This window comes from uncultured Desulfovibrio sp., from assembly GCF_944327235.1.
Taxonomy (GTDB): Bacteria; Desulfobacterota; Desulfovibrionia; order Desulfovibrionales; family Desulfovibrionaceae; genus Desulfovibrio.
The window spans coordinates 1-24,981 of the sequence record NZ_CALVHE010000010.1; the positions used below are offsets into that span (position 1 = coordinate 1).

The 24,981-nt window shown below is 65.1% G+C and carries 20 protein-coding genes; 14 read left to right on the forward strand and 6 right to left on the reverse strand.

Translation table 11 applies throughout. The features are described 5' to 3' along the window. Positions 1-212 precede the first annotated feature (212 nt). The 4 genes from Q0K00_RS02830 to rfbD form a co-directional block, all read right to left on the reverse strand. Positions 213-1,760 (reverse strand): hypothetical protein, encoded by a 1,548-nt coding sequence (locus tag Q0K00_RS02830; RefSeq protein ID WP_297227216.1) that lies wholly within the window; start codon positions 1,758-1,760, stop codon positions 213-215. A gap of 494 nt (positions 1,761-2,254) precedes the next feature. After that, positions 2,255-3,055 carry an NTP transferase domain-containing protein gene (locus Q0K00_RS02835; RefSeq protein WP_297227217.1) on the reverse strand — a complete coding sequence of 267 codons (801 nt, stop codon included), beginning with the start codon at positions 3,053-3,055 and terminating at the stop codon, positions 2,255-2,257. A gap of 152 nt (positions 3,056-3,207) precedes the next feature. Then, complete coding sequence (locus Q0K00_RS02840; RefSeq protein ID WP_297227218.1) at positions 3,208-4,806, reverse strand: DUF3179 domain-containing (seleno)protein; 1,599 nt, start codon at positions 4,804-4,806, stop codon at positions 3,208-3,210. Further along, positions 4,800-5,666: a dTDP-4-dehydrorhamnose reductase gene (gene rfbD, locus Q0K00_RS02845; RefSeq protein WP_297227219.1), complete on the reverse strand. Its 867-nt coding sequence runs from the start codon at positions 5,664-5,666 to the stop codon at positions 4,800-4,802. The genes Q0K00_RS02840 and rfbD overlap by 7 nt, the downstream gene beginning before the upstream one ends. A 98-nt stretch (positions 5,667-5,764) precedes the next feature. Between rfbD and Q0K00_RS02850 the strand changes: the two genes are divergently transcribed. Next, positions 5,765-6,541, forward strand: a complete 777-nt coding sequence (locus Q0K00_RS02850) for a sirohydrochlorin cobaltochelatase (RefSeq protein WP_297227220.1) — start codon at positions 5,765-5,767, stop codon at positions 6,539-6,541. Positions 6,542-6,558: 17 nt separating this feature from the next. Continuing rightward, entirely contained in the window at positions 6,559-7,452 is an 894-nt protein-coding gene (locus Q0K00_RS02855; protein ID WP_297227221.1) for a hypothetical protein, read from the forward strand. Positions 7,453-7,530: 78 nt separating this feature from the next. On the opposite strand, the gene Q0K00_RS02860 is transcribed toward Q0K00_RS02855, so the two are convergent. Then, positions 7,531-8,220: a S24 family peptidase gene (locus tag Q0K00_RS02860; protein WP_297227222.1), complete on the reverse strand. Its 690-nt coding sequence runs from the start codon at positions 8,218-8,220 to the stop codon at positions 7,531-7,533. A gap of 280 nt (positions 8,221-8,500) precedes the next feature. On the opposite strand from Q0K00_RS02860, the gene Q0K00_RS02865 reads away from it, so the two are divergent. Together Q0K00_RS02865 and glmU are read left to right on the forward strand one after the other, a co-directional pair. Then, positions 8,501-8,734 carry a molecular chaperone DnaJ gene (locus Q0K00_RS02865; protein WP_297227224.1) on the forward strand — a complete coding sequence of 78 codons (234 nt, stop codon included), beginning with the start codon at positions 8,501-8,503 and terminating at the stop codon, positions 8,732-8,734. 205 nt (positions 8,735-8,939) lie between these two features. Next, a complete protein-coding gene (gene glmU / locus Q0K00_RS02870; RefSeq protein WP_297227225.1) occupies positions 8,940-10,295 on the forward strand; it encodes a bifunctional UDP-N-acetylglucosamine diphosphorylase/glucosamine-1-phosphate N-acetyltransferase GlmU in 1,356 nt (451 codons plus the stop codon). A 443-nt stretch (positions 10,296-10,738) separates the two neighbouring features. Here glmU and Q0K00_RS02875 read toward each other — a convergent pair whose 3' ends face one another. Then, positions 10,739-10,969, reverse strand: coding sequence for a hypothetical protein (locus Q0K00_RS02875; RefSeq protein ID WP_296304945.1), 231 nt, complete (start codon positions 10,967-10,969; stop codon positions 10,739-10,741). Between the two features lie 184 nt (positions 10,970-11,153). Here Q0K00_RS02875 and Q0K00_RS02880 point away from each other — a divergent pair, with 184 nt between their 5' ends. The 10 genes from Q0K00_RS02880 to Q0K00_RS02925 all read left to right on the forward strand — a co-directional run bounded on the left by Q0K00_RS02880 (position 11,154) and on the right by Q0K00_RS02925 (position 24,883). Then, positions 11,154-11,537 carry a NirD/YgiW/YdeI family stress tolerance protein gene (locus Q0K00_RS02880; RefSeq protein ID WP_297227227.1) on the forward strand — a complete coding sequence of 128 codons (384 nt, stop codon included), beginning with the start codon at positions 11,154-11,156 and terminating at the stop codon, positions 11,535-11,537. A 30-nt stretch (positions 11,538-11,567) separates the two neighbouring features. Beyond that, positions 11,568-11,984, forward strand: a complete 417-nt coding sequence (locus tag Q0K00_RS02885; RefSeq protein ID WP_297227228.1) for a NirD/YgiW/YdeI family stress tolerance protein — start codon at positions 11,568-11,570, stop codon at positions 11,982-11,984. Positions 11,985-12,020: 36 nt separating this feature from the next. Further along, positions 12,021-12,413: a NirD/YgiW/YdeI family stress tolerance protein gene (locus tag Q0K00_RS02890; protein ID WP_297227229.1), complete on the forward strand. Its 393-nt coding sequence runs from the start codon at positions 12,021-12,023 to the stop codon at positions 12,411-12,413. A gap of 159 nt (positions 12,414-12,572) precedes the next feature. After that, positions 12,573-12,983 (forward strand): NirD/YgiW/YdeI family stress tolerance protein, encoded by a 411-nt coding sequence (locus tag Q0K00_RS02895; RefSeq protein WP_297227231.1) that lies wholly within the window; start codon positions 12,573-12,575, stop codon positions 12,981-12,983. 150 nt (positions 12,984-13,133) lie between these two features. Beyond that, the gene (locus Q0K00_RS02900) at positions 13,134-13,838 is read left to right on the forward strand and encodes a response regulator transcription factor (protein WP_297227232.1); all 705 of its coding nucleotides are present in this window, start codon (positions 13,134-13,136) and stop codon (positions 13,836-13,838) included. Further along, positions 13,835-15,136, forward strand: a complete 1,302-nt coding sequence (locus tag Q0K00_RS02905) for a HAMP domain-containing sensor histidine kinase (protein WP_297227233.1) — start codon at positions 13,835-13,837, stop codon at positions 15,134-15,136. The genes Q0K00_RS02900 and Q0K00_RS02905 overlap by 4 nt, the downstream gene beginning before the upstream one ends. Beyond that, complete coding sequence (locus tag Q0K00_RS02910; protein WP_297227234.1) at positions 15,133-16,302, forward strand: MdtA/MuxA family multidrug efflux RND transporter periplasmic adaptor subunit; 1,170 nt, start codon at positions 15,133-15,135, stop codon at positions 16,300-16,302. Before Q0K00_RS02905 ends, Q0K00_RS02910 begins: the two co-directional genes overlap by 4 nt. 143 nt (positions 16,303-16,445) lie before the next feature. After that, a complete protein-coding gene (locus Q0K00_RS02915; protein WP_297227235.1) occupies positions 16,446-19,571 on the forward strand; it encodes an MdtB/MuxB family multidrug efflux RND transporter permease subunit in 3,126 nt (1,041 codons plus the stop codon). Continuing rightward, positions 19,568-22,792 carry an efflux RND transporter permease subunit gene (locus Q0K00_RS02920; protein WP_297227236.1) on the forward strand — a complete coding sequence of 1,075 codons (3,225 nt, stop codon included), beginning with the start codon at positions 19,568-19,570 and terminating at the stop codon, positions 22,790-22,792. The genes Q0K00_RS02915 and Q0K00_RS02920 overlap by 4 nt, the downstream gene beginning before the upstream one ends. Before the next feature lie 654 nt (positions 22,793-23,446). Then, complete coding sequence (locus Q0K00_RS02925) at positions 23,447-24,883, forward strand: glycosyltransferase (protein WP_297227237.1); 1,437 nt, start codon at positions 23,447-23,449, stop codon at positions 24,881-24,883. Positions 24,884-24,981: the final 98 nt, after the last annotated feature.

The following is a 24,981-nucleotide window of genomic DNA, read 5'->3' on the forward strand; positions in this document are numbered from 1 at the left end:
GACATGGTAACCTCCGTCTCCATACCTACTCTTTTTTGAAGCGTATGGAAATAATGAGTCCTGACCCTAGAGCATTTTCCGTTTGAAACGCTTCGCGTTCCAAACCATACGGCCTGGCGTTTCACGGAAAAAACGCGGTTTTTCCGCTCACTTTGGGCCGGGCGGCGCTGTGCCGCCGCCTCGCAACGTGCCTTTTCCAATGGCAAAATACTCTAATTTTTTAGATAGGGGACGGCCGGCTGGGCCATGATGGCGTCGAGCTCTCCGAGGAGCGGCCCCAGCGTGAGCATGAACAGCGTGTCGCCCCGCTGGCGCGCCATCTGGAGCGAGCGCAGCAACGGGGGCCTGAGCAAGTCAGGGGTCAGGTCGCCAAAGGCCATCTCCTCGGGGATGGGAAAACCGAGCAGCCGTTCCAGCGCTGTCACATCGCGCTTGCCGCCGCAAAGATCGTTGCGGATGTTGTACGGGGGAAAGTTGTGGTGCATGGTCAGCAGGTAGACCGCCAGCGCCGCCGGTTCGTCAGGGTAGGTCTGCCAGAAATCGCGCGCGCATCTGTACTCGATCCTTTCCGGGCTCAGGATCCTCCGCATGAAGTCGCCCCGGCTCCAAACCGTTTTTCCTTCTTCCACCCGCCGGACGGCGACGGATTCCCGCAAGTCCCGCCGGTAAACGACGGACAGCAGCGCCCGCCGGATCAGCGGCATGGTCTGGGCGGGATCGAAAATATACCGACCATAACAGGAGCGGATATGCTGCTCCCAGCGATCGGCTGGCGTATCCAGAGCGACGGAAACAGCTTTGCAGACGTCATCGAACACGCTGACATTGATGCCCGTGGGAGTGATGATCAGCCGTTTTCGCGGGGCTTCGAGTGTACGGCGGATCTCCGGGCGCAGGGCGGACAGCGCAAAGACTTCCCCGATATTGGAATATTCAGTGATGAGCGTGACGGCGCGGGCGAATTCCGGCAGATGGTCGAAATCGCGGCTGACGGCAAAGCGGGGATGCCCTTCAAAAAGGGAAATGAGCTTCTTGACGTCAGGATGATCCCACGACGTGACGCAGGGGCGGAAGCAGATGCGGTATTGGGGAAAATGCAGGAGCAGGGCATCGATCATGGACGGGGCAAAATCGCAGATCATGCGGTTGCGCGGATCGTTGGGATTGGCCCAGTAGCCGGTAGGCGCATAGAGGATGGAATCCTGCTCGCACGCCATTTCGCGCAGGTGCGCCTGAACGGTGGCGATGCGCGGGCAACCCACGGGAAAGAAGGTGTAGAACGGACGTTTGCGGCGGACATGGGCGGGGTTGCAACTGCCTTCCAGTTCCTGACGGATCAGCGCGGCATCCCTGAGCGTCTGCGGCGTGGTGGTGAAGTAGGCATCCTGATGGTACATCCGCCGCTGCCAGCCCGGAAAGGCCATCGGCGTATCATAGCCGAGGAAGGAGTGGGGGAAGGCCGCCACGAAGGATCTGTCCGGAAAGTCGTTCTCGTACTGATCGGTACAGAGGAAGATGCTGACGTCCCGCAGATCCTTCAGCTCCTGCCGCGGCACCTGGAAGATGGGGCCGGGCATGGAAAAACTTCCAGGTTCCAGCGTGGTCAGGGTGCAGAGGGCGAAATCCTTTTCCACATGTCGATAGATCTCCCGAAAGTATTCATCGGGGATGCGGTTCTCCCAGTGGATGCAGAAACAGAGGACAGGCCGCTGGGAGGCATGGCTGTCGATCCAGGCCTGGGCTTCCGTCAATTGGCTCATGCGTGTTTTCCTTCCTGCCGTCCGGCGCACGAAAGCGATACGGATAGGCTCGCTGCCCGCCGCGCTCCTTTCGTGCCGCGGGGCCAAAAAAATCGACCATTGACGGCGTGTGTCGATCTTCGCCGTCAGGGCTGTCTGCATACCGCGGCTTTTCCGCCAGCCGGGATACGGCGCGTCGGAACGAACGGGCGGATACGAGGCGGCCTCAGTGCCTGTTCATATACCTTTTACGAATGATCACAGTCATGGCCCTGGACGATTCGTCGTCCGTCCCTTCTGACAAAGACGTGCTGAGGAAGGGGCAGGGCAGGGGGAGAGATGACGAAAGCGTTATTCCTCGCTCTGCGATGAAAGGGCTGAGCGCTCACGTCGGGGTGATCGAAATACCGATCGCAGGACCGTGTCCGTCAGCATCCGGTACACTACAGACGGTCCCATGGAAGGGAAGGATTCCCTTCCCCCCCAAAGAGACCGGGATCTCGTGTCGTCGTGGCTTAACCGTTGGGTGAGGTGACGCGCCAGTCATGCGACCAGCCGTCGCGTTCCAGGGCCCGCTTGTAGATGTAATAGTCCTCGCGGCTGTCCACTTCCACCCAGTGCCCGACCACGGGTACGGCCTGTACCAGCACGTCGTCGTCCACCAGTCGCTGGATGAAGGAGGTCATGTCCGTATGGTCACAGGCGCTGCCCAGCTGGTCGAGGTGTTTTTTGGCGTAGCTCCAGCCCTTGGGGGAAAAGCGGATAAGCCCCATGTACTGGCCCTGGATGTCGTCGGGGTCCTCCGGCCGGAAGCCGACTTCCAGCAGGCGGCCGTCCTGATGGATGAAGGTCTCGGCGTTCATGAGCGGATCGCCGAAACGCTGCATCCACAAGGTCTGCCAGCGGGTGTCGTAGGTGATGGCGACAGGCTCCACGGCGTTGGCAAGCGCCAGGATATGGTTGGCCGGATACAGGGCGTCAGCATGGCTGACGATGATGCCGTCCTCGTCCTCGGCCAGCGCCATGTCGATCCACGGGGCCACGCAACGCAGGCCGGACAGCAGACTGCCGTGCAGCCAGTCCGTGTTCTCCACGGTCTCGAAGGTGTTGGGGGGCAGCCCGGCAGCTTCGGGCGTGAGCTGCTCGGATCGATAGCCGCGCACTACGCAGATGCGGCGTGCTTTGGCGGCTTCCAGCGCCTCGCACTGCCAGCGGACCAGCGTCTTTCCGCCCAGCTCGATGAGACTGGTGGGTTTGTCCTCGGTGAGTTCCTTGAGACTGGCGCCACGTCCCGCGCCCAGAATAATGGCAATCATGCGAGCAGCTCCCTTTACAGTCTCCCGGGACGGGAGAACGGATTTTTCTCAAGTATACGGATAAAACAAGCTTCCTGCAAGTCGCGGGCGGCCATTTGGCTCCCGTGACCCGCAGGAAGCGGTGCAGACGGCGTATGATCGCCCTGGGGGATTCAGTTTCGTCCTGTCGTGGCGGCTGTGGGCGCGGCAGGCATGGGGAGGGGGGCCAGCGCCGCTCCCGGCGGCGTCACAGGACCGACGCCGGTGCTGCTGCCGGCCTGAGCGGGCAAGCCTCCGGCGGGCGTGGGAGCCGTCGGCGCGTAGCCTGCCGGAGCGCCTCCCGCGGGCTGCTGGGCATAGCCTCCGGGGGCAACGCCGTAGCCGGGCATGGTCCCGCCCGCGGCGGGCGCCTGCTGGAGCGTACCGGGCTGCATCGCCGGTCGGCCTGTCGTGGGGGGCTGATCGGCGCCTTGCGGCATGGCCTGCCCGGGATAGGGCACGTTCGGCAGTCTGCCCTGCGGCAGACTTTGGGGCATGGCGCCGGCGGGGACGGCCTGCGATGCCGCTGTCCCAGCCGGTACGGCAGCCTGTCCGCCGCCCGGCTGGCCGGGGAGCGGCGCGGTGGCCTGCGCGGCTTCCGGGCTTGGCCCCAGCGGAGTGATCTGGAGCAGCTCTTCGGGGACTTCTCCGGGGCCGGGGATGAAGAGCGTTTCCGGGTTCATGCTGGCCCAGGCGAACCACATGGAGTAGCTGCCGTAATACTGGGGCATGTTCGCGCCCTTGAGGTTGCCCGCCAGACAGATGCCGGTGGCGGGGTCCCAGATGCTGCGGGTGGAGATGTCGATGAGCTGATTGCCGGAATAGACGAAGAGGAACGGTTCCGCCCAGACCTGACGGTTGAAGACGCGGACCACGTCCAGCTTCTTGTCGTGCACGGCGACCAGGGCCGACGGCCCCACGAAGAAGTTCACCGCGCCCTTTTCCTTGACGTAGTTGATATCCAGCGCGATCAGCGAGCCCTGATGCTCAAGGCAGAACATGGGCGTCTTGCGGGGGAAGCGACGATCCACACGTTCGACGGGATAGACCAGCTCGTCATTGGTATAGTAGGTGTCGTCCTTGCGGTAGTCGCCGTAGGGGTCGCGGCCGTAGGGGCGGCGTCCCGGCGGGCGGGAGAGCACCTTGGCGCCGGGGAAGGTGCGCCTGGCCGGTCCCCAGGTCGTCCAGTAACAGGGCACGAGGGGCATACCGCGTCCGAGCAGGCTGCCGTCAAAGGCCATGCCCAGCTCCTGGAGCCAGAGACTGCCGGAATTGCGGTCGATGAGTACGGAATTGCCGTCGTACAGGCGACCTTCGGCGTCGAAGATGAGGTTGAGCCCGCCCATGGAGGCGTCATAGGCGGCAAAGCCGCCGGTGATGGGGCTGTACGTGATGGCGTAGGCGTGGTCGTCCACCACCTCATTGATGACCTGATGCCAGACAAGGTATTTTTGCGGATAGATGCGCGGCCCGTCGGGCAACATGACCACAAAGACCACATCATCGGCGTTCATGCTGAGGCCGGCATCCTGCATCCGGTCGAAGCGGGGCCGGTAGAGCGAAGGGATCTGCCCGTACTCGATGCCGCTTTCCGTCAGTTTTTTGTTGATGTTGGCCAGTTCCTGCAGGTTCTGCGGACGGGCCTGGGCTGTTCCGCCCGTCAGCAGGCAGCCGAACAGCAGCAACGGCAGGATGCGGCGGCTCAGGCGGCCGCTCCTCATCAGGTTCAGCATTGGGAGCCCCCTTCACGGAAAAGATAGTCTCGCAGGGCTTGCGGCCACGGACGCGGGGTTTCCCCAAGAAACTGCGCCAGCTTGTCGCAGTTGAGCACGGAATAGGCGGGACGGCGGGCCTTTTGCGGCCAGGCGGAACTGGGGATGGGTTCCACCCGGCAGGGGCTGCCGGTCAGGGACACGGCTTCGCAGGCCAGTTCGCACCAGCTGGCGCGGCCGCTGTTGGCGGCGTGCCAGAGCCCGGTCTGTCCGGCTTCGGCCAGGCGGGCGCTCCAGAGAGCGAGATCCAGCGTGTAGGTGGGCGAACCGTGCTGGTCGTGCACCACGCTGATGACGTCGCGCCGTCGGCAGGCGTCGAGGATGGTCTGTACGAAGTTGCGCCGCCCCGGGCCGAACAGCCAGGCCGTCCGCAACACGAGGGAGCGATCCGGCAGCTCGTTGCGCACGGCCTGCTCTCCGGCCAGCTTGGTCTTGCCGTAGACGGAGACCGGGCAGGGCGTATCCTCTTCAGTAAGGGCCCTGCTGCTGTTGCCGCCGAACACGAAGTCCGTGCCGTAATGCACCAGCAGGCCGGAACCGATGTTGCGCAACAGCCGGGCCAGAGCATCGGGCAGCGTACGATTGATGAGCAGAGCCTCCTCGGGATGATCTTCCGCATCGTCCACCTGCGTCCAGGCGACGGTATTGAAGACCACGTCCGCTTCGGCCTGCTCCAGACGCTGCTGCAGGAAATTCATGTCCTGCAGATTACCGTCGCAGCGACCCAGCGTTTCCACCTGCCATCCTCGATGGGACAATACCCGCACAAGGGTCTGCCCCAGCAACCCGGTGGCCCCTCCTAGAACCAGCGCTTTGGCCATGACAACCTCCTCTTTTCATGTTACTCCCGCGCATTACGGCGGTCAACTCCATATGCTCGCGCCTTGCTTCCCCGCGGCAAGTGCCCTATACTGGAAAAATGAAATGCGCTATCCTGCTGGTGGCTTTCGGGGCGACGGGACAACAGGCCCAGGGCGCGCTGCGTGATTTTGACGCGCAGGTGCGGGCGGCCTTTCCCGACAAGCCCGTGCGCTGGGCCTATACGTCGCTGCTCCTGCGCGAACGGCTGGCTCAGGCCCGGCAGAAAAGCGACTCTGTCCTCAAGGCGTTGCGGCGGCTGCAATTCGAAGGTTTCCGGCAGGTGGCCGTGCAAGCCCTCCACAGTATCCCCGGTGACGAGCACGGCGAGGTGCGGGCCGTTCTGGACGAAGTGGCGGCCACGTCCGCTCTGCGCGTACAGCTGGGGGCTCCTCTGCTCAATGACGCCGCGGACATCGAGGAGGCGGCGCGCGCCGTGCTGACCCATCTGCCGCCGGAACGTCGTCCGGAGGAGGACGTGGTGCTCATGGGGCATGGCGCACGGCATCCGGCCATGTCGCGTTATGGCGATCTTGCCCGTGCCGTGAGCGGGCTGGATGCGCACATCCATGTGGGGGCCATGAGCGGTCCGCTGGAGCTGGAGACGCTGTTGCCCCGTCTCACGTCCCGACGGGTCTGGCTCATGCCGCTGCTCTCGGTGGTCGGCAGACATGCCCTTGAGGATATGGCGGGCGAGCAGGAACATTCCTGGCGTTCGCGGCTGGAAAGGGCCGGGCACGACTGTTGCCCGATCCTGCACGGCATGGCGGAGTATCCCGGTTTTGCCGCCATCTGGCTGCGTCATCTGACGCAGGCTGTGGCGCGTTGCACTTTATAAACAGGAGAAGGGTTGTCATGTTGCGACATTGTTTGCGGACGGGGCTTGTGCTGAGTGTCCTGCTCTCGGGCGGTCTGCTGGCGGGCTGCGGCTTCATGGGGTCGTCGGACACGGCCGACACGCCGCCGGCCACGCAGGTCGCCGCGCCTGGCGATGCGGTGGCCGCCACGGGCGCCGCGCCTGCCGGCGGCGCCAATCTGTTCAATCCGTGGATGCAGGAGAAACTGCCCAATACGCGCGAACTGAGCGACGCCGGACAGGCCATGCTGCCCCAGATGGGCGGCAGCGCCCAGCGTATCGAAAAGGAGGCCGCCTATCGCGCGCATTGGCGCGAGGAGATCTATCCCGTGGTCTTCGGGGACAAGAAGGCCCCGCACGAGCTCATGGTGCTGCTGGATTTTGCCAATCCGGCCAGCGCGGCGCTCTGGGACAGGGTGGTCGAGGCTTCGCGTTCGCTCGATCCGGCGCGGACCAAGATCGTCGTCTTTGCCAACAGCCGCGAGAATTACGGCACGGACCTCATGGGTCTGGCCATCTGGATCTCTTACGAGCGCAAGGGGCAGGCCATGTCCTATCTGACCTACGCCCTCGACCGCTGGAACGAGGTGAAGGCCGGTCAGAAGAAGACGCGCGGCAAGGCCATCCCCTTCACCAACGAATATGACGCCACGGTGCAGTCCACGGACTTCCCCATCCACTATGCCTATCTGCAGCGGCTGAACCCGCCCGTTCCCGCCAGTCAGGAGATGGACGTCACGAGCTATTGCTATGACGCCGGCAGCGTGAACATGTATCAGGCCGTCCAGCTCACCCGCTTCTACAATCTCTCCGGCCTGCCCGCCCTCATCGCTGATGGTCGGGCCATCGCGGCTTCGGCTTCGCCTGCCGACATCGTGGCCGCGCTGCGCTGACGCGCCAGCCTGCCGGACAGGAAGAAGGGGAGTCGCCATGCGCCGCATGGCGACTCCCTTTTCCAATGACAAAACGCTCTACCGGTATTCCCGTCCGGACCAGAGCACGCGACCGATGACGCGGAACTGCTCCGCGCAGTCTCCCCGCAGATCGAGCGTCACGGGCGCATAGGCCGGATTGACGCTGCGGAGGATGATCTTGCCGGGCAACATATCGATGCGCTTGATGTAGATGGCGTCCTCGAAACCGACGGCGTACAGGCGGCCGGGCGTGATCTCCGTCTGGCCCTGATCCAGCAGGACGAGGTCGTTATCGAAGATCTCCGGGACCATGCTGTCGCCGGAGACGCGCATGAGCACCATGCGGCGGGGATTGCCCTTGCGGCGGAGGAAGTCGCCGCGAAAGGCATGTCCGCCTTCCGTGCCGCCATCGACCTCAAGGCTGCCGGTCCCGGCGGAGAGACGCGCCTCCACCAGCGGGATGGTGATCATGTCCACCTCCGGTCTTGTCGCCACCTCGCCGTCGTCGCCGCTCAGATGCGGGGGGAGGAACATGGGACCCTGCCCGAAGAACAGCCAGTGCGCATTGCATCCCGTCTTTTCCGCGCAGAGCTGCACCCAGGCCGGGGGGACTTCACCCCGGCGGCGTGCGCCGCTCACCGACTGGGGGCTGATGCCCAGCGCGCGGGCCAGTTCGGCATCCGAGCCGGCGGACAATGCCTTCATGAGCCGGGCAAGCATAGTGTCGCAGGTGGAGTTGTCGCTCATTTTTGTCTCCATGAATAAACAAAAAGTTTTCAATCGAAATTTTTTATTTATTTTGTCCGCAAAATAATCAGCTGTCAACAGGCGATATATGTATATGGCGAAACGAGGGAGGCAGTATGCGGACGCGGCAGCGGGACAGGATATTCGGCAAGCGGTGGTTGACGCCGTGAAAAGCAGGGCCTAGTGTTGTGCGTGACCGCCCCGCATCCCGCATCCGGCGGGCGGCTCTGGCCGGATGCTCCATCTGCCGGCAGGCTACGGACCTGCCGAGGAGGCCCTTATGAGTACCTGTCCTCAGTGCGACGGTATCGGTCGCGTAACGTGCGGCGCCTGCTGGAACCATCAGCTGCGCATCGTCTGTCCCGACTGCCTTGGTTCCGGCGTCGTGAAAACCGCTGCCGGGGAGCAGACCTGCCCCCGCTGCCAGGGCAAGAAGACCATCCTGCCGGGCAGCTGCGCCCGCTGCGGCAATAATGTGCCCTGTCCCGTGTGCCACGGGTCGGGCACGGTCTAGGCCGCGGGCATGATGCGCCGCCGCCGGGACGGGCGGCGGCGCGCGGCATCCCCGGCATCCGCCGGGGATGCCCGGCTGGAAACGGGAAATCGTCGCCGGAACGTCTCCGTTTTGTCGTGGACGTGGGCCGGGCGGCACTTGCCATGCCGTCGGGCGGGGGCTATCTTCCCCGCAACGAAACCGCAGGTAAAAAAGGAGAGTGGCCATGCCGAAAGAGGCAGCCCTGATTTTGGCGGCAGGCAAGGGGACCCGTATGCATTCCCGCAAGCCCAAGGTGTTGCAGACCCTGCTGGGGGAATCCATGCTCTGTCATGTGCGGGAGGCGCTGCGTCCCGTCTTCGGAGACGATGTCTGGATCGTCGTGGGACACGGCAGCGACATGGTGCGCGCGGCGTTCCCCGACGAGCGTTTTGTGGCGCAGGAGCAGCAGCTCGGCACGGGGCACGCTCTGCGGACGGCCATGCCGCAGCTGGAGGCCGCGGGCGTGGAGCGTCTGCTGGTGGTCAACGGGGACACGCCGCTGATCACCGCCGAACTGGTGCGCCACTTCTGGGAAGGCGCGGCCGGGGCGGATGTGGCCTTTGCCACCATCGTGCTGGACGAGCCCGGCGCGTACGGGCGGGTCGTGCGCAATGACGACGGCAGCGTCCGGGCCATCGTTGAGGCCAAGGATTATTGTCTGGAGACATTCGGTGCGGCCACCGGCGAGGTCAACGCGGGCATGTATTCCCTGGGGCGGGAACAGGTCGCCCGGCTGCTGCCGCGCCTGACCAACGCCAACAAGAGCGGAGAATATTACATCACCGACCTGGTGGGACTGGCCGTAGCCGAAGGCATGACGGTCATGGGCGTACAGTGCGGCAGCGACACCAGCCTGCTGGGCATCAACTCTCCGCTGGAACTGAGCCACTGCGAGGAGATCCTGCGGCGGCGCGTCAATACGGGACTGCTGACCGCCGGGGTCATGCTCCATGCGCCGGAGAGCGTGCGCATCAGTCCGCTGGCCAGCGTGGAGCCGGGCGTGGAGATCACCGGTCCGTGCGAGATCTACGGCAGATCCGTCATCCGCGGCGGCGCGAGCATCGCCTCGCATTGCGTCATCCGGGAAAGCGAAGTGGCGGCCGGGGCCGAGATCCGTTCCTTCTGCCATCTGGAACGGGCGGAAGTGGGGCCGGACACGCAGGTGGGGCCGTATGCCCGGCTGCGTCCCGGGGCCGTGCTGGAGGCGGAGTCGCATGTGGGCAACTTCGTGGAGTTGAAAAAGGCGCGGCTCGGCAGGGGGGCCAAGGCCAACCACCTGACCTATCTGGGCGATGCGGAGATCGGCGCGGGCAGCAATATCGGCGCGGGGACCATCACCTGCAATTATGACGGCAAAAACAAGTTCCAGACCCGCATCGGGGAACGCGCCTTCATCGGCAGCAATACGGCGCTGGTGGCGCCGGTGCGCGTGGGGGCGGATACGCTCATCGGCGCGGGTTCGGTCATCACCAAGGATATCCCGGACGGGGAGATGGGCATTGCCCGCGGTAGACAGAAAAACCTGCCCCGGCGGGCCTGAGGTGGTCGCTTGGCGGTCGTTTGAGCGGGAGAGCGCTTCCTCTCCCGCGTGATGCCGCCGTGCGGGATGCCCTCCGGCGGGCTTCGGCGGCGTCGCCCGTCGAGATCCGTCAGGCGGTCCGTCTGCGGGCGAGCCGGAAGGACCGGCCGTCCCGGCGGAGGCGGGCATCCCCGCCGTATCTGTCGGGGGGATGTTGTCGGATCGGCTCCTGGCGAAAGAGGCGGGAGAGGGCGCTTAGCCATTGAAAAAGGCATGACGCGAGGCGGCGGCACAGCGCCGCGCGGCCCAGGCCCAATCCAGGCGGCAAAACGCTGCCTTTCCGCGAAACGCCAGAGGCCGTATGGTTGGGATCGCGAAGCGTTTCAAGCTGGAGATGCGCTGGAAAGAATTTGGGGCGCTTCCGAAGGGAAGCGCCCCGCAAAAAAATGGCTATATCCGTCCTGTCAGCGCCGACTTGCCGTGCCGCCGTCGCAGTGCTCGCTGCCGAGATTGCGGTTCCAGGCGCGTATGGCCGCCCCCTGAGAGACGGACCACTGCTGGGAGGTCTGCCCGCAGGAGCAGACGACGCGCCACACGTCGTCCCGCCGTCCCGGCGGACGCATGGATTCCAGATGGACATCGACACCGCCGCAAGCCAGGCAGGGACGTATGGTATGGGGGTCCAGTTCTTTCATGCAGGGGACTGTATCAGCCGGGCGCGGGAGGGGCAAGCGGGAAATGCCCTCACTGGCCGGAAATTTTTATCTTTTTGCGACGCAAAAAAATTTTTTTGTCCTGACGCCTTGCTGACGGCGGCTGCGCTAGCTTGCCTCCATGAACACAAGGCAATATTGCCGCAACCCATCATGGAGGCTTATCATGCGTCGTTTCCTTCCCGCTCTTGCTCTCGTCCTTGGTCTTTCCTCTCCCGCCCTTGCCGCGTACGATGGGCCGACCAGCGGTTATGGCGGCTTCCAGGGGCCGACCTCTTCGGTAGGGGTCACCACGGTGGCCAAGGCGCTCAAGGCCTGGGACGATGCCCCGGTGGTGCTCACCGGCAATATCGTGCAGCGCATGGCCGGCAGCGACGACAAGTACGTTTTTCGGGACAGCACCGGTCAGATCGTCGTGGACATCGACCATGAGCTGTTCTGGGGCAAGACCGTGACGCCCGCCAACACCGTGCGCATTTCCGGCGATGTGGACAAGGATATGTTCGATCCCACCAAGATCGACGTCAAGTTCCTGGAAATTTTGAAGTAATATGCCAAAAAAATGAAAGAGGTGGCCTGTATGAAGATCTTCTCCCTTCTCCTGCTGGCGATGTCGCTGAGCGTTCCCGCCCTTGCCGCGCCGGACGGCGTCCCCGGTCCGGCGGATGCGGGGGGCTATCAGGGCCCGGCAGCCTCCTACGGCGGCTTCCAGGGGCCCACCGGCGGGACGGACAACGATACCGTGGCCAAGGCGCTCAAGGCCTGGGACGAATCGCCCGTGCTGCTCACCGGCAATATCGTGGAACGGCTGGCCGGCAGTGACGACAAATACATGTTCCGCGACGCGACCGGTCAGATCATCGTGGACATCGACCATGAGCTGTTCTGGGGCAAGACCGTGACGCCCGCCAATACCGTGCGCATCGCCGGAGAGGTGGACAAGGAGATGTTCGAGGCCACCAAGATCGACGTCAAGTTTTTGGAAGTCATAAAGTAACCGTCTCAGGAACGGGAATCAAAAAGGAGTTTTGTCATGAAGATTCTGCTTTCTTCCCTGCTGGTGCTGGCTCTGGCCGCTCCCGTGTTTGCCCAGCCGGGCTTCCAGGGGCCGGGGGCCGGTCAGGGCGGCGGTTTCCAGGGGCCGACGGCGGGCATCCAGGCCGATACCGTGGCCAAGGCGCTCAAATGCTGGGATGACGCGCCGGTCATCCTGACCGGGAACATCGTGCAGCGCTATGCGGGCAGCGACGACAAATATCTTTTCAAGGACGCCACCGGCGAGATCATCGTGGATATCGACTTCGGCGTCTTTGCCGGACGCACGGTCACCCCGGACACCAAGGTGCGCCTGTCCGGCAAGATGGACAAGGACGGCATGATGGAACCGGCCAAGGTGGACGTGAAGGTGCTGGAAATCCTCAAGTGACCTCCTGACGGCGGCAGGCCCGGCCTGCCGTACTCTCGCCGCCGGCTGTCCGGCATGTGACGGCCGGCGGCTTCCCGCAGGGACGGGGCGTCCCGCGGGAGGCAGGCGATCCGCCCTCGACATGAAACGGAGATCTTTCAGCTTTTTACAGGAGCCCCCATGCGAATCGCCATCTTGCTGCTTTTTCTCTGCCTCGGCGGGGCGACATCCGTCATGGCCGCGGGGTTCGAGGGGCCGGGCGTGGGCTCGGCCGCCGGCGTGGTGACCCGGGCTGCCGATGTGGCCAACGCCTATGACGACGTGCCGTGCGTGCTCGAAGGCCATATCGTGGAAAAATTGCCCCAGCGCAAGGACCGCTACGTCTTTCGGGACGACAGCGGCAGCGTGGTGGTGGAGATAGAGGATGAGACCTTCGGGCATCTGACGGTGACGCCGCAGACCCGTATCCGCATCGTGGGACAGGTGGAGTGGAGTTCCAAGCGTCCCAACGAAGTGGAAGTGGAAGGATTGGCCATCCTGGACGATACGCCTCCGTCCCCGAGCGGGGCGGAAGCCACGACCGCGCCGTGATCCCTCGTCCCCGAGCGCCGGAGGTCGTCTTGCCGCCGCGCGGGCGAGGCGGGACGTTCCGGTAAACTACTGTTCCCGACATGACCGGCTGTGCCGCTGCCGCCTTCCCGCCGTGGGGAGGCGGCAGCGATCATGCCGCGGGAGGCCCGTATGCCTGCACTGCTTCTGGTGGAAGACAATGAAGATATCCTTGCCATGCTCTATGCCTTCTTTGAACCGCTGGGCTATGAGCTGGACTGTGCCCGCAACGGATGCGCCGGACTCGAGCAGGCGCTCGCCGGGCGTTTCGACTGTCTGGTGCTGGACGTGATGCTGCCCGGCATGGACGGCATCACGCTGTGCCGCACCCTGCGGGAGAAACACGACTACCGGACGCCCATCATCATGCTGACGGCCCGGGATACCGTGCCTGACCGGGTGCTGGGACTGGAGTCCGGCGCGGACGACTACCTGATCAAGCCCTTTGCGCTCAAGGAACTGGAGGCCCGCATCCGGGCGCTCATCCGGGCGCGCGGGCGCGGCCAGCAGGGGACGGGCGGCGGCAGCAGCGGCGAGCTGCGCCATGCCGACGTGGTGGTGGACGTGGCCGGGCATCGCGTCACCCGGCAGGGACGGGAATTGCGTATCAGCCCCACAGGCTTCCGCATCCTCTGCGAGCTCATGCGGGCGGCCCCGGCGCTGGTGGCGCGTGAGGAGCTGGAGCAGATGCTCTGGGGGGACGACCCGCCCGGCGGCAGCGCCCTGCGTACCCATATCCACGAGCTCCGGCAGGCGCTGGACAAACCCTTTGACGTGCCCCTGCTCCAGACGGTCTCCCATGTGGGCTACCGGCTGGGCGGCGGAGAGGACGCATGACGCCGCCGTCCTCTCGGCGGTTCGGCATACGGCGGCGGCTGCTGCTGGCCTTCATCCTGCTGACCGTGGGCATGGGCGGCGTGATGATCGGAGCGGGACTCGTCGCGTATGAGCGACTGGGCCGCCATCTGCTGGAAGTCAATGCCCGTCCGGTCATGCGCCTGCTCATGGACGCCGAGGAGCGTGCCTTTTACGCCGAGGATCACGGGCGGCGCGTGCTCTACTGGGGATCGGATCTTGCCGAGGGCATGGACCTCGATTTCCTGGTGGGCAAGCAGGTGCCGTCGGCCTGGCAGGCGTTGTCGGACGGCCTGCACCTGCTGGACAACGGGGCGAGTTTCGTCCTGCTGGCCACGCGGGATGGGCTGCGCTACTCCCTCAGCGGCAGCACGGGGGCCTTCCGTTCCCTGCGGGCCGAGACCATCCGCATCTTCCTGCTGTGCGTGGGAGTGGGCCTTGTGGCGGCCTCCTTGCTGGGCATCGTGCTCTCCCGACGCCTTTCCGGTTCGCTGACCGAGCTTACACATGCCGTGGAACGCGGCGAGCAGCCCGGCAGCCTGCCCGTCCTGCCGCAGGAGGCCCTCAATGACGAGGTGGGCGTGCTGGCCCGCGCCATCGCCGCCCGCGAGCGGGACCTTGTGCGCTACATGCAGCGGGAAAGCTTCTTCACCGGCGACGTGAGCCATGAGCTGCGTACGCCGCTCACCGTCCTGCAGGGTGGGCTGGAGGTGCTGGAGCTGCGCCTTGCCGCGCTGGAGGGGGGCGAGGCGCTGATGCCGGTGCTGCAACGCCTGCAGCGCACGGTGCTGGATATGAGCGACATGGTGCGCAGCCTGCTGCTGCTGGCCCGCCGTCCGGAAGACATCGTGCCCGAAAGCCTCGATGTGGCGGCGCTGGTGCGCGAGCTGTGCGGCGGGGACGAGAACATCCGGCAGGAAGGCGCCGCGTCGGTCATGACGGTGGGGGATGAAGGGCTTGCGCGCATCATCTTCAAGAATTTGCTGGACAACGCACGAAAATACGCCGAAGATGGAAAGGTTCTGGTGAGTGTGGAGGATGGCCTTTTCCGCATCCGCAACAAGGGCCATATCCCGGAACATCTGGACGTCTTCGCGAGAGGCGTCCGCGCACCGCATCCCATCGGTGCGCCGACACCCGTGGGGAGCGGGCTGGGTCTGTCGCTGGCATTGCGCGCCTGCGAGCAGATGGGCTGGATTATCCGACAGGAAAACGTCGCTGACAGGGAAGCCGTCTTTACGGTGCGCTTTCCCAGTGAGCAGCCGGAGCACGCCATATGAAACTTCCCGCACGGGGCAGACTGATCCGCCTTGTCCTCATTTGTGCCGTCCTGCTGGCGGTCTACCGTTTCTTCTTTGCCTCCGGGCCGGGCGGCCCCCGCATGGCCGCCGATGCGCCGCCCGTGCGCGTGGCCACGGCGCTGGCGCAGGACATGCCCTATTTCCTCAACGGTCTCGGCACGGTGGAGCCGTCCAGCGACGTGCTGGTCACCAGCCGGGTGGACGGCCAGCTCGTCAAGCTGCATTTTGCGGAAGGACGTCGCGTGGCCGCGGGCGACCTGCTGGCCGAGATCGATCCCCGTCCCTTTGAGGCCGAGTTGGCGCAGGCCAAGGGCAACCTGCTGCGCGATCAGGCCCAGCTCGCCAATGCCCGCAGCGACCTGGAGCGTTACGCCAAGCTGGTGAAGAACGATTACGTCTCGGCCCAGCAGTACGAGACCCAGCGCGCGCTGGTGCGGCAGTACGAGGGCGTGGTGGCGGCGGACAAGGCCGCCGTGGAAGCCGCGGCCCTGCAACTGACCTACAGCCGCATCACCGCGCCCGTGGGCGGCATCCTCGGCCTGAAGAAGGTGGACGAGGGCAACATGATCAAGAGCTCGGACAGTGAGGGCATCGTCCGCATCACCGAGACGCGGCCCTGTCATGTGCTGTTCACCCTGCCGGAGAACCGCGTGCCGCTGGTGCGTGAGGCCCTGCGCGCGGCGCGCAAGGGAGAGGCCGGGCGGCCGCTCGTGCAGGCCTGGGACCGGGAACAGAAGGGGCTCATCGCCGTGGGCGAGCTGCTCTCCATGGACAATCAGATCGACTCCACCACCGGCACGGTGAAGCTCAAGGCCCTTTTCCCCAATGACGGCGGCCTGCTGTATGCGCAGCAGTTCGTCAATGCCCGGGTCATGGTCAAGCTGCTCAAGGATGCCGTCACCGTGCCCGCCGCGGCCGTGCAGCTGGGCAGTCGCGGCTCCTATGTCTATGTGGTGGATGCGGACAATGTGGCCCATGTGCGCGACGTGACGCCGGGCGTGAGCACCAACCAGCTCGCGGTCATCGACAAGGGGCTTGAGCCCGGCGAGGTGGTCGTGGTGGACGGTCTGGACCGCTTGCGTGACGGCATCACCGTCAATGTGGCCGCCCGCATGGATACCCCCCGCGCCGAACCCTTGCAATAGCGCCTGGTTCCGGCCCGCCTCCCTGCGCCTTTCCGCCGTCCCCGTCCGCCGCTGGCCGCGTCCGCCGTTCCGGGCGGCGCGCGGCAAGGGCGCACCGTCTCCCGCCGGACGGGACGGCGCTGACCCGAACCCCGTGATCAGCCATGAATCTTTCCCGTATATTCATCCTCCGGCCCATAGCCACCTCGCTGCTCATGGCGGCGCTCCTGCTGTCGGGCCTGCTGGCCTACAGCTATCTGCCCATTTCGGCCCTGCCGCAGATCGACTATCCCACCATCCAGGTGCAGACCTTCTATCCCGGGGCATCGCCGGAAGTGACCTCGGCCGTGGTCACCGCGCCGCTGGAACGGCAGTTCGGCAGCATGTCGGGCCTTGTGCAGATGACCTCCCTGTCCTCGGCGGGCTCGTCGGTCATCACCCTGCAATTCGACCTTTCCGTGCCGCTGGACGTGGCGGAGCAGGAGGTGCAGGCGGCCATCAACTCGGCGGACAACCTCCTGCCCTCGGATCTGCCCAATCCGCCGGTCTACAACAAGGTCAATCCGGCGGACCCGGCCATCATCACTCTGGCGGTCATGAGCGACGCCATGCCCATGACCCGGCTGGAAGATCTGGTGGATACCCGGCTGGCGCAAAAGATCTCCCAGGTCTCCGGCGTGGGGCTGGTGACGCTCTCCGGCGGCGAGCGCCCCGCGGTCCGGGTGCAGGTCAATCCCAAGGCGCTGGCGTCGGCGGGGCTGACCCTGGCCGACATCCGTTCGGCCATCAGTTCGGCCAACGTCAACGGCGCCAAGGGCAGCTTTGACGGGCCGGAGCGCGCCAGCACCATCGACGCCAACGATCAGCTGACCTCGGCCGCGGAATACGCCCAGACCATCATCGGCTACAAGGACGGCGCTCCCCTGCGCCTCAAGGACGTGGCCGACGTGGTGGAGGGCGCGGAGAACGCCCGGCTCTCGGCCTATGCCGCGGGCGACGGGCAGGCCTTCCGGCAGGCCATCGTGCTGTCGGTGCAGCGGCAGCCGGGAGCCAACGTCATCAAGGTGGCGGACAGCGTGATCGGCCTGCTGCCGGAATTGCAGAAGACCCTGCCCGGCAATGTGGAGGTGCGCGTGGTGACCGACCGCACCACCACCATCCGCGCCACGGTGCATGACGTGCAGCTGGAACTGCTGCTCTCCATCGCGCTGGTCATCTGGGTGATCTGGCTCTTCCTGCGCAACGCCTCGGCCACGATCATCCCGGCGCTGGCCGTGCCGCTCTCGCTGGTGGGGTCGCTGGGGGTCATGTATCTGGCGGGCTATTCGCTCAACAACCTGACCCTCATGGCGCTGGTCATCGCCACAGGCTTCGTGGTGGACGACGCCATCGTGGTCATCGAGAACATCTCCCGTTATCTGGAAATGGGCATGAAGCCCGTCCCGGCCGCCCTGCGCGGCGCGGGGCAGATCGGTTTCACCATCATCTCCCTGACGCTCTCGCTGGTGGCGGTGCTCATCCCGCTGCTCTTCATGGGCGACGTGGCCGGGCGGCTGTTCCGGGAATTCGCGGTCACGCTGGCCGTGACCATCCTCATCTCCGCGGGCATCTCCCTGAGCCTCACGCCCATGCTTTGCGCCACCATGCTCCATCCTCAGGCCATGCGGCATGAGAAGCGGCAGACGGAGGGCGGCTTCTTCGCCGGGCTGCTGCGCTGGTATGCCCGCAAGCTGGACTGGGTGCTGGCGCATCAGGGCCTGACCCTGCTGGTGGCGCTGGGCACGCTGGTGCTGACGGTCTTCCTCTATATCGTGGTGCCCAAGGGCTTCTTCCCCACGCAGGATACGGGCGTCATCCAGGGGATAGCCGAAGCGCCGCAGGATTCGTCCTTTTCCGCCATGACCCGTCGCCAGAAGGAGCTTTCCGACCTCATCCTGGCTGATCCGGCCGTGGACAGCGTGGTCTTTCTGGTGGGAGTGGACGGGGTCAATCCCAGTCTGGGGACGTCCCGGCTGACGGTGAACCTCAAACCGCTGGCCGACCGCGACGCCCGCGCGCCGGAGATCGCCCGGCGCATCATGGCGCGGGCCGACGCCCAGCCGGGCCTGAAACTCTACATGCAGCCCGTGCAGGACCTGACCATCGAGGACAGGGTGTCCCGTACCCAGTATCAGTTCACGGTGGAGGCGCTGGACCGCGACCAGCTCCAGGAGTGGACGCCGAAGATCATGGACGCGCTGGCCGGACTGCCGGAACTCGACCATGTGACCAGCGATCTGCAGGGCTACGGGCGCGTGCTCTGGCTGGACATCGACAGAGACAGCGCGGGCCGCTACGGGCTCACCATGAGCGACATCGACAATGCGCTGTACGATGCGCTGGGGCAGCGGCTCATATCGACCATCTTCACCCAGACCAATCAGTACAAGGTGGTGCTGGAGACGGCCCCCCGTTTCCGGAACGGGCCGGGGGCGCTGGAGAATATCTATGTGAAGAGCTCGGACGGACAGCCCGTGCCATTGAGCGCTCTGGTCAGGATGGAGGAGCGCGCCGCCCGCCTTTCCATCGCCCGGCAGGGACAGTTCCCCGTGGCCACCATCTCGTTCAACGTGGCCGAAGGCTCGTCTCTGAGCGCGGCGGTGGACGCCGTGCTGGCCGCCGAGCGGGAGCTGGGCCTGCCTGCCTCTCTGCGTTGCCATTTCCAGGGGGCGGCGCAGGCCTTCCAGTCCTCCACCACCAATCAGGTCTGGCTGGTGCTGGCGGCCATCATCACCATGTACATCGTGCTGGGCGTGCTTTACGAGAGCTATGTGCATCCGGTCACCATCCTGTCCACGCTGCCGTCGGCCGGGGTGGGGGCGCTGCTGGCGCTCATGCTGGGCGGCATGGAGCTCGGCGTGGTGGGCATCATCGGCATCATCCTGCTCATCGGCATCGTCAAGAAGAACGCCATCATGATGATCGACTTCGCCCTCGACGCCGAGCGCAACGAGGGCAAGAGTCCTGAAGAGGCCATCCGGCAGGCCTGCCTGCTGCGTCTGCGGCCCATCCTCATGACCACCATGGCGGCCCTGCTGGGCGCGCTGCCGCTCATGATCGGCTGGGGCATGGGCGCGGAGTTGCGGCGGCCTCTGGGGGTCACCATGGTGGGCGGTCTCATCTTCAGTCAGGTGCTGACCCTCTTCACCACGCCGGTCATCTATCTCTGGTTCGACCGGCTGGCCATCAGCTTCAGGCGTCGCCGCTCCGCCATGCTCGCGGAGGAGGCGGACGCGGAGGGACGGGCATGACCCCGCAGGACTTCGACAACGAAGGCGCGGCCCGGCGGCATCGCTTCGGGCCGGAGTTCCTGCCGGTCAATTTTTCCGCGCCCTTCATCCGGCGGCCGGTGGCCACCACGCTGCTGACGCTGGCCATCGCGCTGGCGGGGATCATCGCTTTTCGTCTGCTGCCTGTGGCCCCGCTGCCGGAGGTGGACCTGCCCGTGGTGGTGGTTCGGGCCTCCATGCCCGGCGCCAGCCCGGAGACCATGGCCGCCACCGTGGCCACGCCGCTGGAACGCGCGCTGGGCCGCATCGCCGGGGTCACGGAGATGACCTCCAGCAGCAGCCTCGGCTCCACCAGCGTCATCCTGCAGTTCGACCTTGATCGCGACATCAACGGCGCGGCCCGTGACGTGCAGGCGGCCATCAATGCCGCGCGCTCGACCCTGCCGACCATGCCGTCCAATCCCACCTACCGCAAGGTCAATCCGTCGGGTGCGCCCATCATGATCCTTTCCGTGACTTCGGAGGTGCTGACCAGTTCCCAGCTCTATGATGCGGCCTCCACGGTGCTGGCCCAGAAGATCGCCCAGATACCCGGTGTGGGCGAGGTGACGCTGGGCGGCGGCGCGCTGCCCGCGGTGCGCGTGCGCCTCATCCCCGATGCCCTGAGCCGGGCGGGCGTCAGCAGCGAGGACGTGCGGCGGGCCATCAGCGGGGCCAATGCCTACCTGCCCAAGGGCATGGTGGAGAGCGACCAGACGTTCTGGCTGGTGGACGCGGCGGACCAGCTCTCCGACGTGGCCGACTACCGGCGGCTCATCGTGGCCCGCAAGGGGGACGCCGTCATCCGCCTTGGCGACGTGGCCACGGTGGAGATGAGTTCACAGGACGTGCGCAACATGGCGCTGTCCAACGGCAGGCAGGCTATCCTGCTCATGGTGTTCCGGGCCACCGGGGCCAATATCATCGAGACCGTGGACAGGGTGAAGTCCATGCTGCCGCAGTTGCGGGCCTGGCTGCCGGAAAGCGCTGATCTGACCGTGCGCATGGACCGCTCCATCACCATCCGCGCCTCACTGGCCGAAGTGGAGAAGAGCCTGCTCCTCTCCGTGGCGCTGGTGGTGCTGGTGGTCTTCCTCTTCCTGCGCAACGGGCGGGCCACGGCCATCCCGGCGGTGGCGGCCCCGGTGTCGCTCATCGGCACCTTCGGGGTCATGTACCTGTGCGGCTACACGCTGGACAATCTTTCGCTCATGGCGCTCACCGTGGCCACGGGCTTTGTGGTGGACGACGCCATCGTGGTGCTGGAGAACATCGTCCGCCGCATGGAGCTGGGGGAGACGCCGCTCCGGGCCGCCCTGCGCGGCGCGCGGGAAGTGGGCTTCACGGTCATCTCCATCTCGCTCTCTCTGGTGGCGGTCTTCATCCCCATCCTCTTCATGGGCGGCATCGTGGGGCGGCTGTTCCGGGAGTTCTCCGTGGTGCTGGCCACGGCGGTGCTGGTTTCCATGGTGGTCTCCCTGACCACCACGCCCATGATGTGCGCTCGTTACCTGCGGCCCTACGATGAGGAGGCTCCACGGCAGGGAGGGCCGCGGCGCGGCATCGTCGTCCGTCTGTTCGCGCGTCTTGGGGCGTGGTGGGGTGGGCTGCTGGGCGGTATGCAGCGCGGCTACGAGCGCAGTCTGGCCGTGGTGCTGCGGCATCCGCGCCTGACCATGTTGTCGCTCCTGCTGGTCATGGCGGGCAATGTCTGGCTGTACATGGTGGTGCCCAAGGGCTTCTTCCCCACGCAGGACACGGGCGTGATCATGGGCGGCATGAGGGCCGACCAGAGCGCGTCCTTCCAAAGCCTGCAGGAAAAGATGCCGCGCCTCATGCGGATCATCCAGGAAGACCCGGCCGTGGAGCAGGTCTCCGGGCATATGTCCGGCTCGCGCGGGGGCGGGGGCGTGTTCATCGCCCTGAAACCGCTGGAAGAGCGCGGCATCTCCGCCATGCAGGTCATCGGCCGCCTGCGGGGGAAATTGTCTTCCGAGCCGGGGATGCAGATCTTTCTCCAGCCCGCGCAGGACCTGCGCATGGGCGGCCGCAGCTCCAATGCCCAGTATCAGTACACCCTGCAGGCCGACGACCTGGATGCCCTGCGCATCTGGGGAAGGAAGCTGCGGGATGCCTTCGCGACCATCCCCATCCTCAAGGATGTGGACAGCGACATCGAGGAGCGCGGCCTGCAGACCCTGCTCAGCGTGGACCGCGACGCGCTGGCGCGTCTGGGCTTGACCATGGACGACGTGGACAGCGCTCTGAACAACGCTTTCGGCCAGCGGCAGGTGTCTACCATCTATCAGGACAAGAATCAGTATCGCGTCGTGCTGGAATTCCTGCCCGACTGGCTGGAAGGGCAGGACGCCTTGCAAAAGGTCTACCTGCCGGGCAGCGGCGGGCTCGTGCCGCTCCTGAGCGTGGCCGAGGTGGGGCCGGGCTTCGCGCCGCTCTCGGTGGCGCATCAGGGACAGTTCGCGGCCGTGACCCTCTCCTTCAACCTGGCCGAGGGCGCGTCGCTCTCGCAGGCGCAAGAGGCCATCGACCGCGTGCGGGTCAGCATCGGTATGCCCTCGACCATCGTGGGTAGTTTCCAGGGCACGGCCAAGCTCTTCAACGAGACCATCCGCAACCAGATCGTGTTGATCTTCGCGGCGCTGGTGGCGCTCTACATCGTGCTGGGCGTGCTGTATGAAAGTCTCATCCACCCCATCACCATCCTCTCCACGTTGCCGTCGGCAGGCGGAGGAGCCTTGCTGGCGCTCATGGCCGTGGGCATGGAATTCAGCGTCATCGCGCTCATCGGCGTGCTGCTGTTGTGCGGCATCGTCAAGAAAAACGCCATCATGATGATCGACTTTGCGCTGGATGCCGCCCGTACCCGCAAGCTGCCGCCGCAGGAAGCCATTTACGAGGCCTGCCGTCTGCGCTTCCGCCCCATCATGATGACGACCATGGCCGCGGCCCTGGGGGCCGTGCCCCTGGCGCTGGGGCAGGGCGACGGGGCGGAGATCCGCCAGCCGCTGGGCATCACCATCGTGGGCGGGCTGATGGTCAGTCAGGTGCTGACGCTCTACACCACGCCGGTGGTCTACCTCTGTCTGGACAGACTGCGTCTGCGTTTGCGGCGGCGTTGGTGGCGGCTGCGCTACGGTTCGGTGCGGGCTGCCCGGCTGGCTGTGCTGTCCCGGCGTGCTTGAGTCCCCCCCACGACCTTTCACGGGCGGAGCAGGGGGACGACTTGTCTTGCTGGCAGAAAGTTGCTAAAAAATTTGTTTTGTCGCCACGCTGCAACAATATGTTACGAAGCGGGATCAGAAAAGCGTGCAGACTGCCCGCAATGTCTTTTCGCGGCAGTTTCCTCTGGATGGCGTACCCGTAAAGCCGGACCGACGGCACGATGACGGATGACGGCGTGATGCGCGAGGAAGGGGCTGGACGTAGGACATGCGCGTATCCCTGATGAGTGTCGGGGCTGTTCTGTCCGGAAAAAATGCGTTATGATAGCTGATGTCCGTGCAGTTTAGTTAAATATCATGCAGTTGGCAAGGGTGAGCATATCCCGTGGAGCTGGCGTCGCACTCGCATGGCCGGGAATACGGCTGTTTTGGGGCGGAGCGAGCCTTTCGGGTAGTTGCCGAAGGAGAAGCTCGTGGTCGTACGGCAGAAGGATTTTGGCATCAGACATACAGCTGCTTCCAGGGCTTTCCGGCACAGGCCTGAATAGTTTTCCCGGGGCCTGAAGAGATCGCATGACGCTCCGGGAGATATCCATACGAAGCGTCCAATGGAACAGAGCATTGGGTAAAGCAGTCAACACGCTGGCCTTGGCAAGGTCAGCCCCGAATATCGATATGCAAGAGCGTCTCCGAGTCCTTATTTTCATCCTGGCCTACAATGCGGAAAAAACGATCGCCAGCGTGCTTGATCGTATCCCGCGCGAGCTGGAGCATACCTATGATGTGCGGGTGCTGGTCATCGACGACTGCGGCCGCGACGCCACCTGGCAGCGCGCCAGGGAACGTCTGGAGACGTTCTGGTGTCCGGGGGAGGCCCTGCGCAATCCGGTGAATCAGGGATACGGCGGCAATCAGAAGGTCGGCTACCGCTACGCGGCGGAGCAGGGCTTTGACGTGGTGGCCATGGTGCACGGCGACGGGCAGTACGCGCCGGAATGTCTGCCGCAGCTGCTGGAACCCTTCACCCGCAAGGAAGCGCAGGTGGACGCGGTATTCGGGTCGCGTATGCTGCACAAGCGGGATGCCCTCAAGGGGGGGATGCCCTATTACAAGTTTGTGGGCAACATGGTGCTGACGACCTTGCAGAACCGACTGCTCGGCACACGGCTCTCGGAGTTCCATACGGGGTATCGCGTCTACCGTGTGAGCATGTTGGCGGCCCTGCCGCTGGAACTGGACACCAATGATTTTGATTTCGATACGGAGATCATCATGCAGGTGGTCTTTTCCGGCGGCAATATCGTGGAGCTGCCCATCCCGACGCATTACGGGGACGAAGTCTGCCATGTGAACGGCCTGCGCTACGCCTGGGATGTCATGCTGACCAGTCTCAAGGGGCGTCTCATCCGCATGGGCCTGTTCTACGATCCCAAATTTTTCTTCCCGCAAACGGAAGTGGCCCGCAAGGTGAGCACCTTTTCCTTCCCGTCCACCGGGAAAGCCGTGGCCGACAGCATCCGGCCCGGCAGTCTCGTGCTCGATCTGGGCTGTTCGGACATGGAGTTGTCGGCACATCTGCGTCAGGAAAAGGGCTGCACGGTCATCAGTTGTCCGGCTACCGTGGATCTGGACAGGGAACTGCCCGATGCGCCGTGGGAAAAGCTGGATTATGTGGTGGCGCTGGACGTGCTGGAACAGCGCGATTCGGCGGAAGACTTCCTGGCCAGATTGCGGGAGCGTCTGACGGACAACCCGGGGGCCATCCTCATCGCGGGCAGCGCCAACGTGGGATTTTTCATCACGCGCCTCATGCTGCTGTTCGGCCAGTTCAATTACGGACGGCGCGGCATCCTCGCGCTGTCGCACAAGCGCCTCTTTACCATCGCTTCGCTGGCCCGGCTCATGCGCTATGCCGGATACAGGGTCGTCCGCAAGCGGATCATGGCGGCTCCTTATCCGCGCGCCTTGGGCAATAACCTGCTTTCCCGGGGGCTCATGGCCGTGAACCGTCTGCTGGCCAAAGTATTGCCGGGGCTGTTCGCCTATCAGGTGCTGCTCGAAGTACGGCATACCCCCAGCACGGAAAGCGTGCTGCGCCGGGCACAGCGCTGACGGAAGGCTCCCCGCGGGGACGTGCGGCTGCCGCAGCCGCGGCGAGCGGCTGTATCCGTGAAAGCTCTCGTGCGCTCGCGGGCCGTTCCAGGAGATGC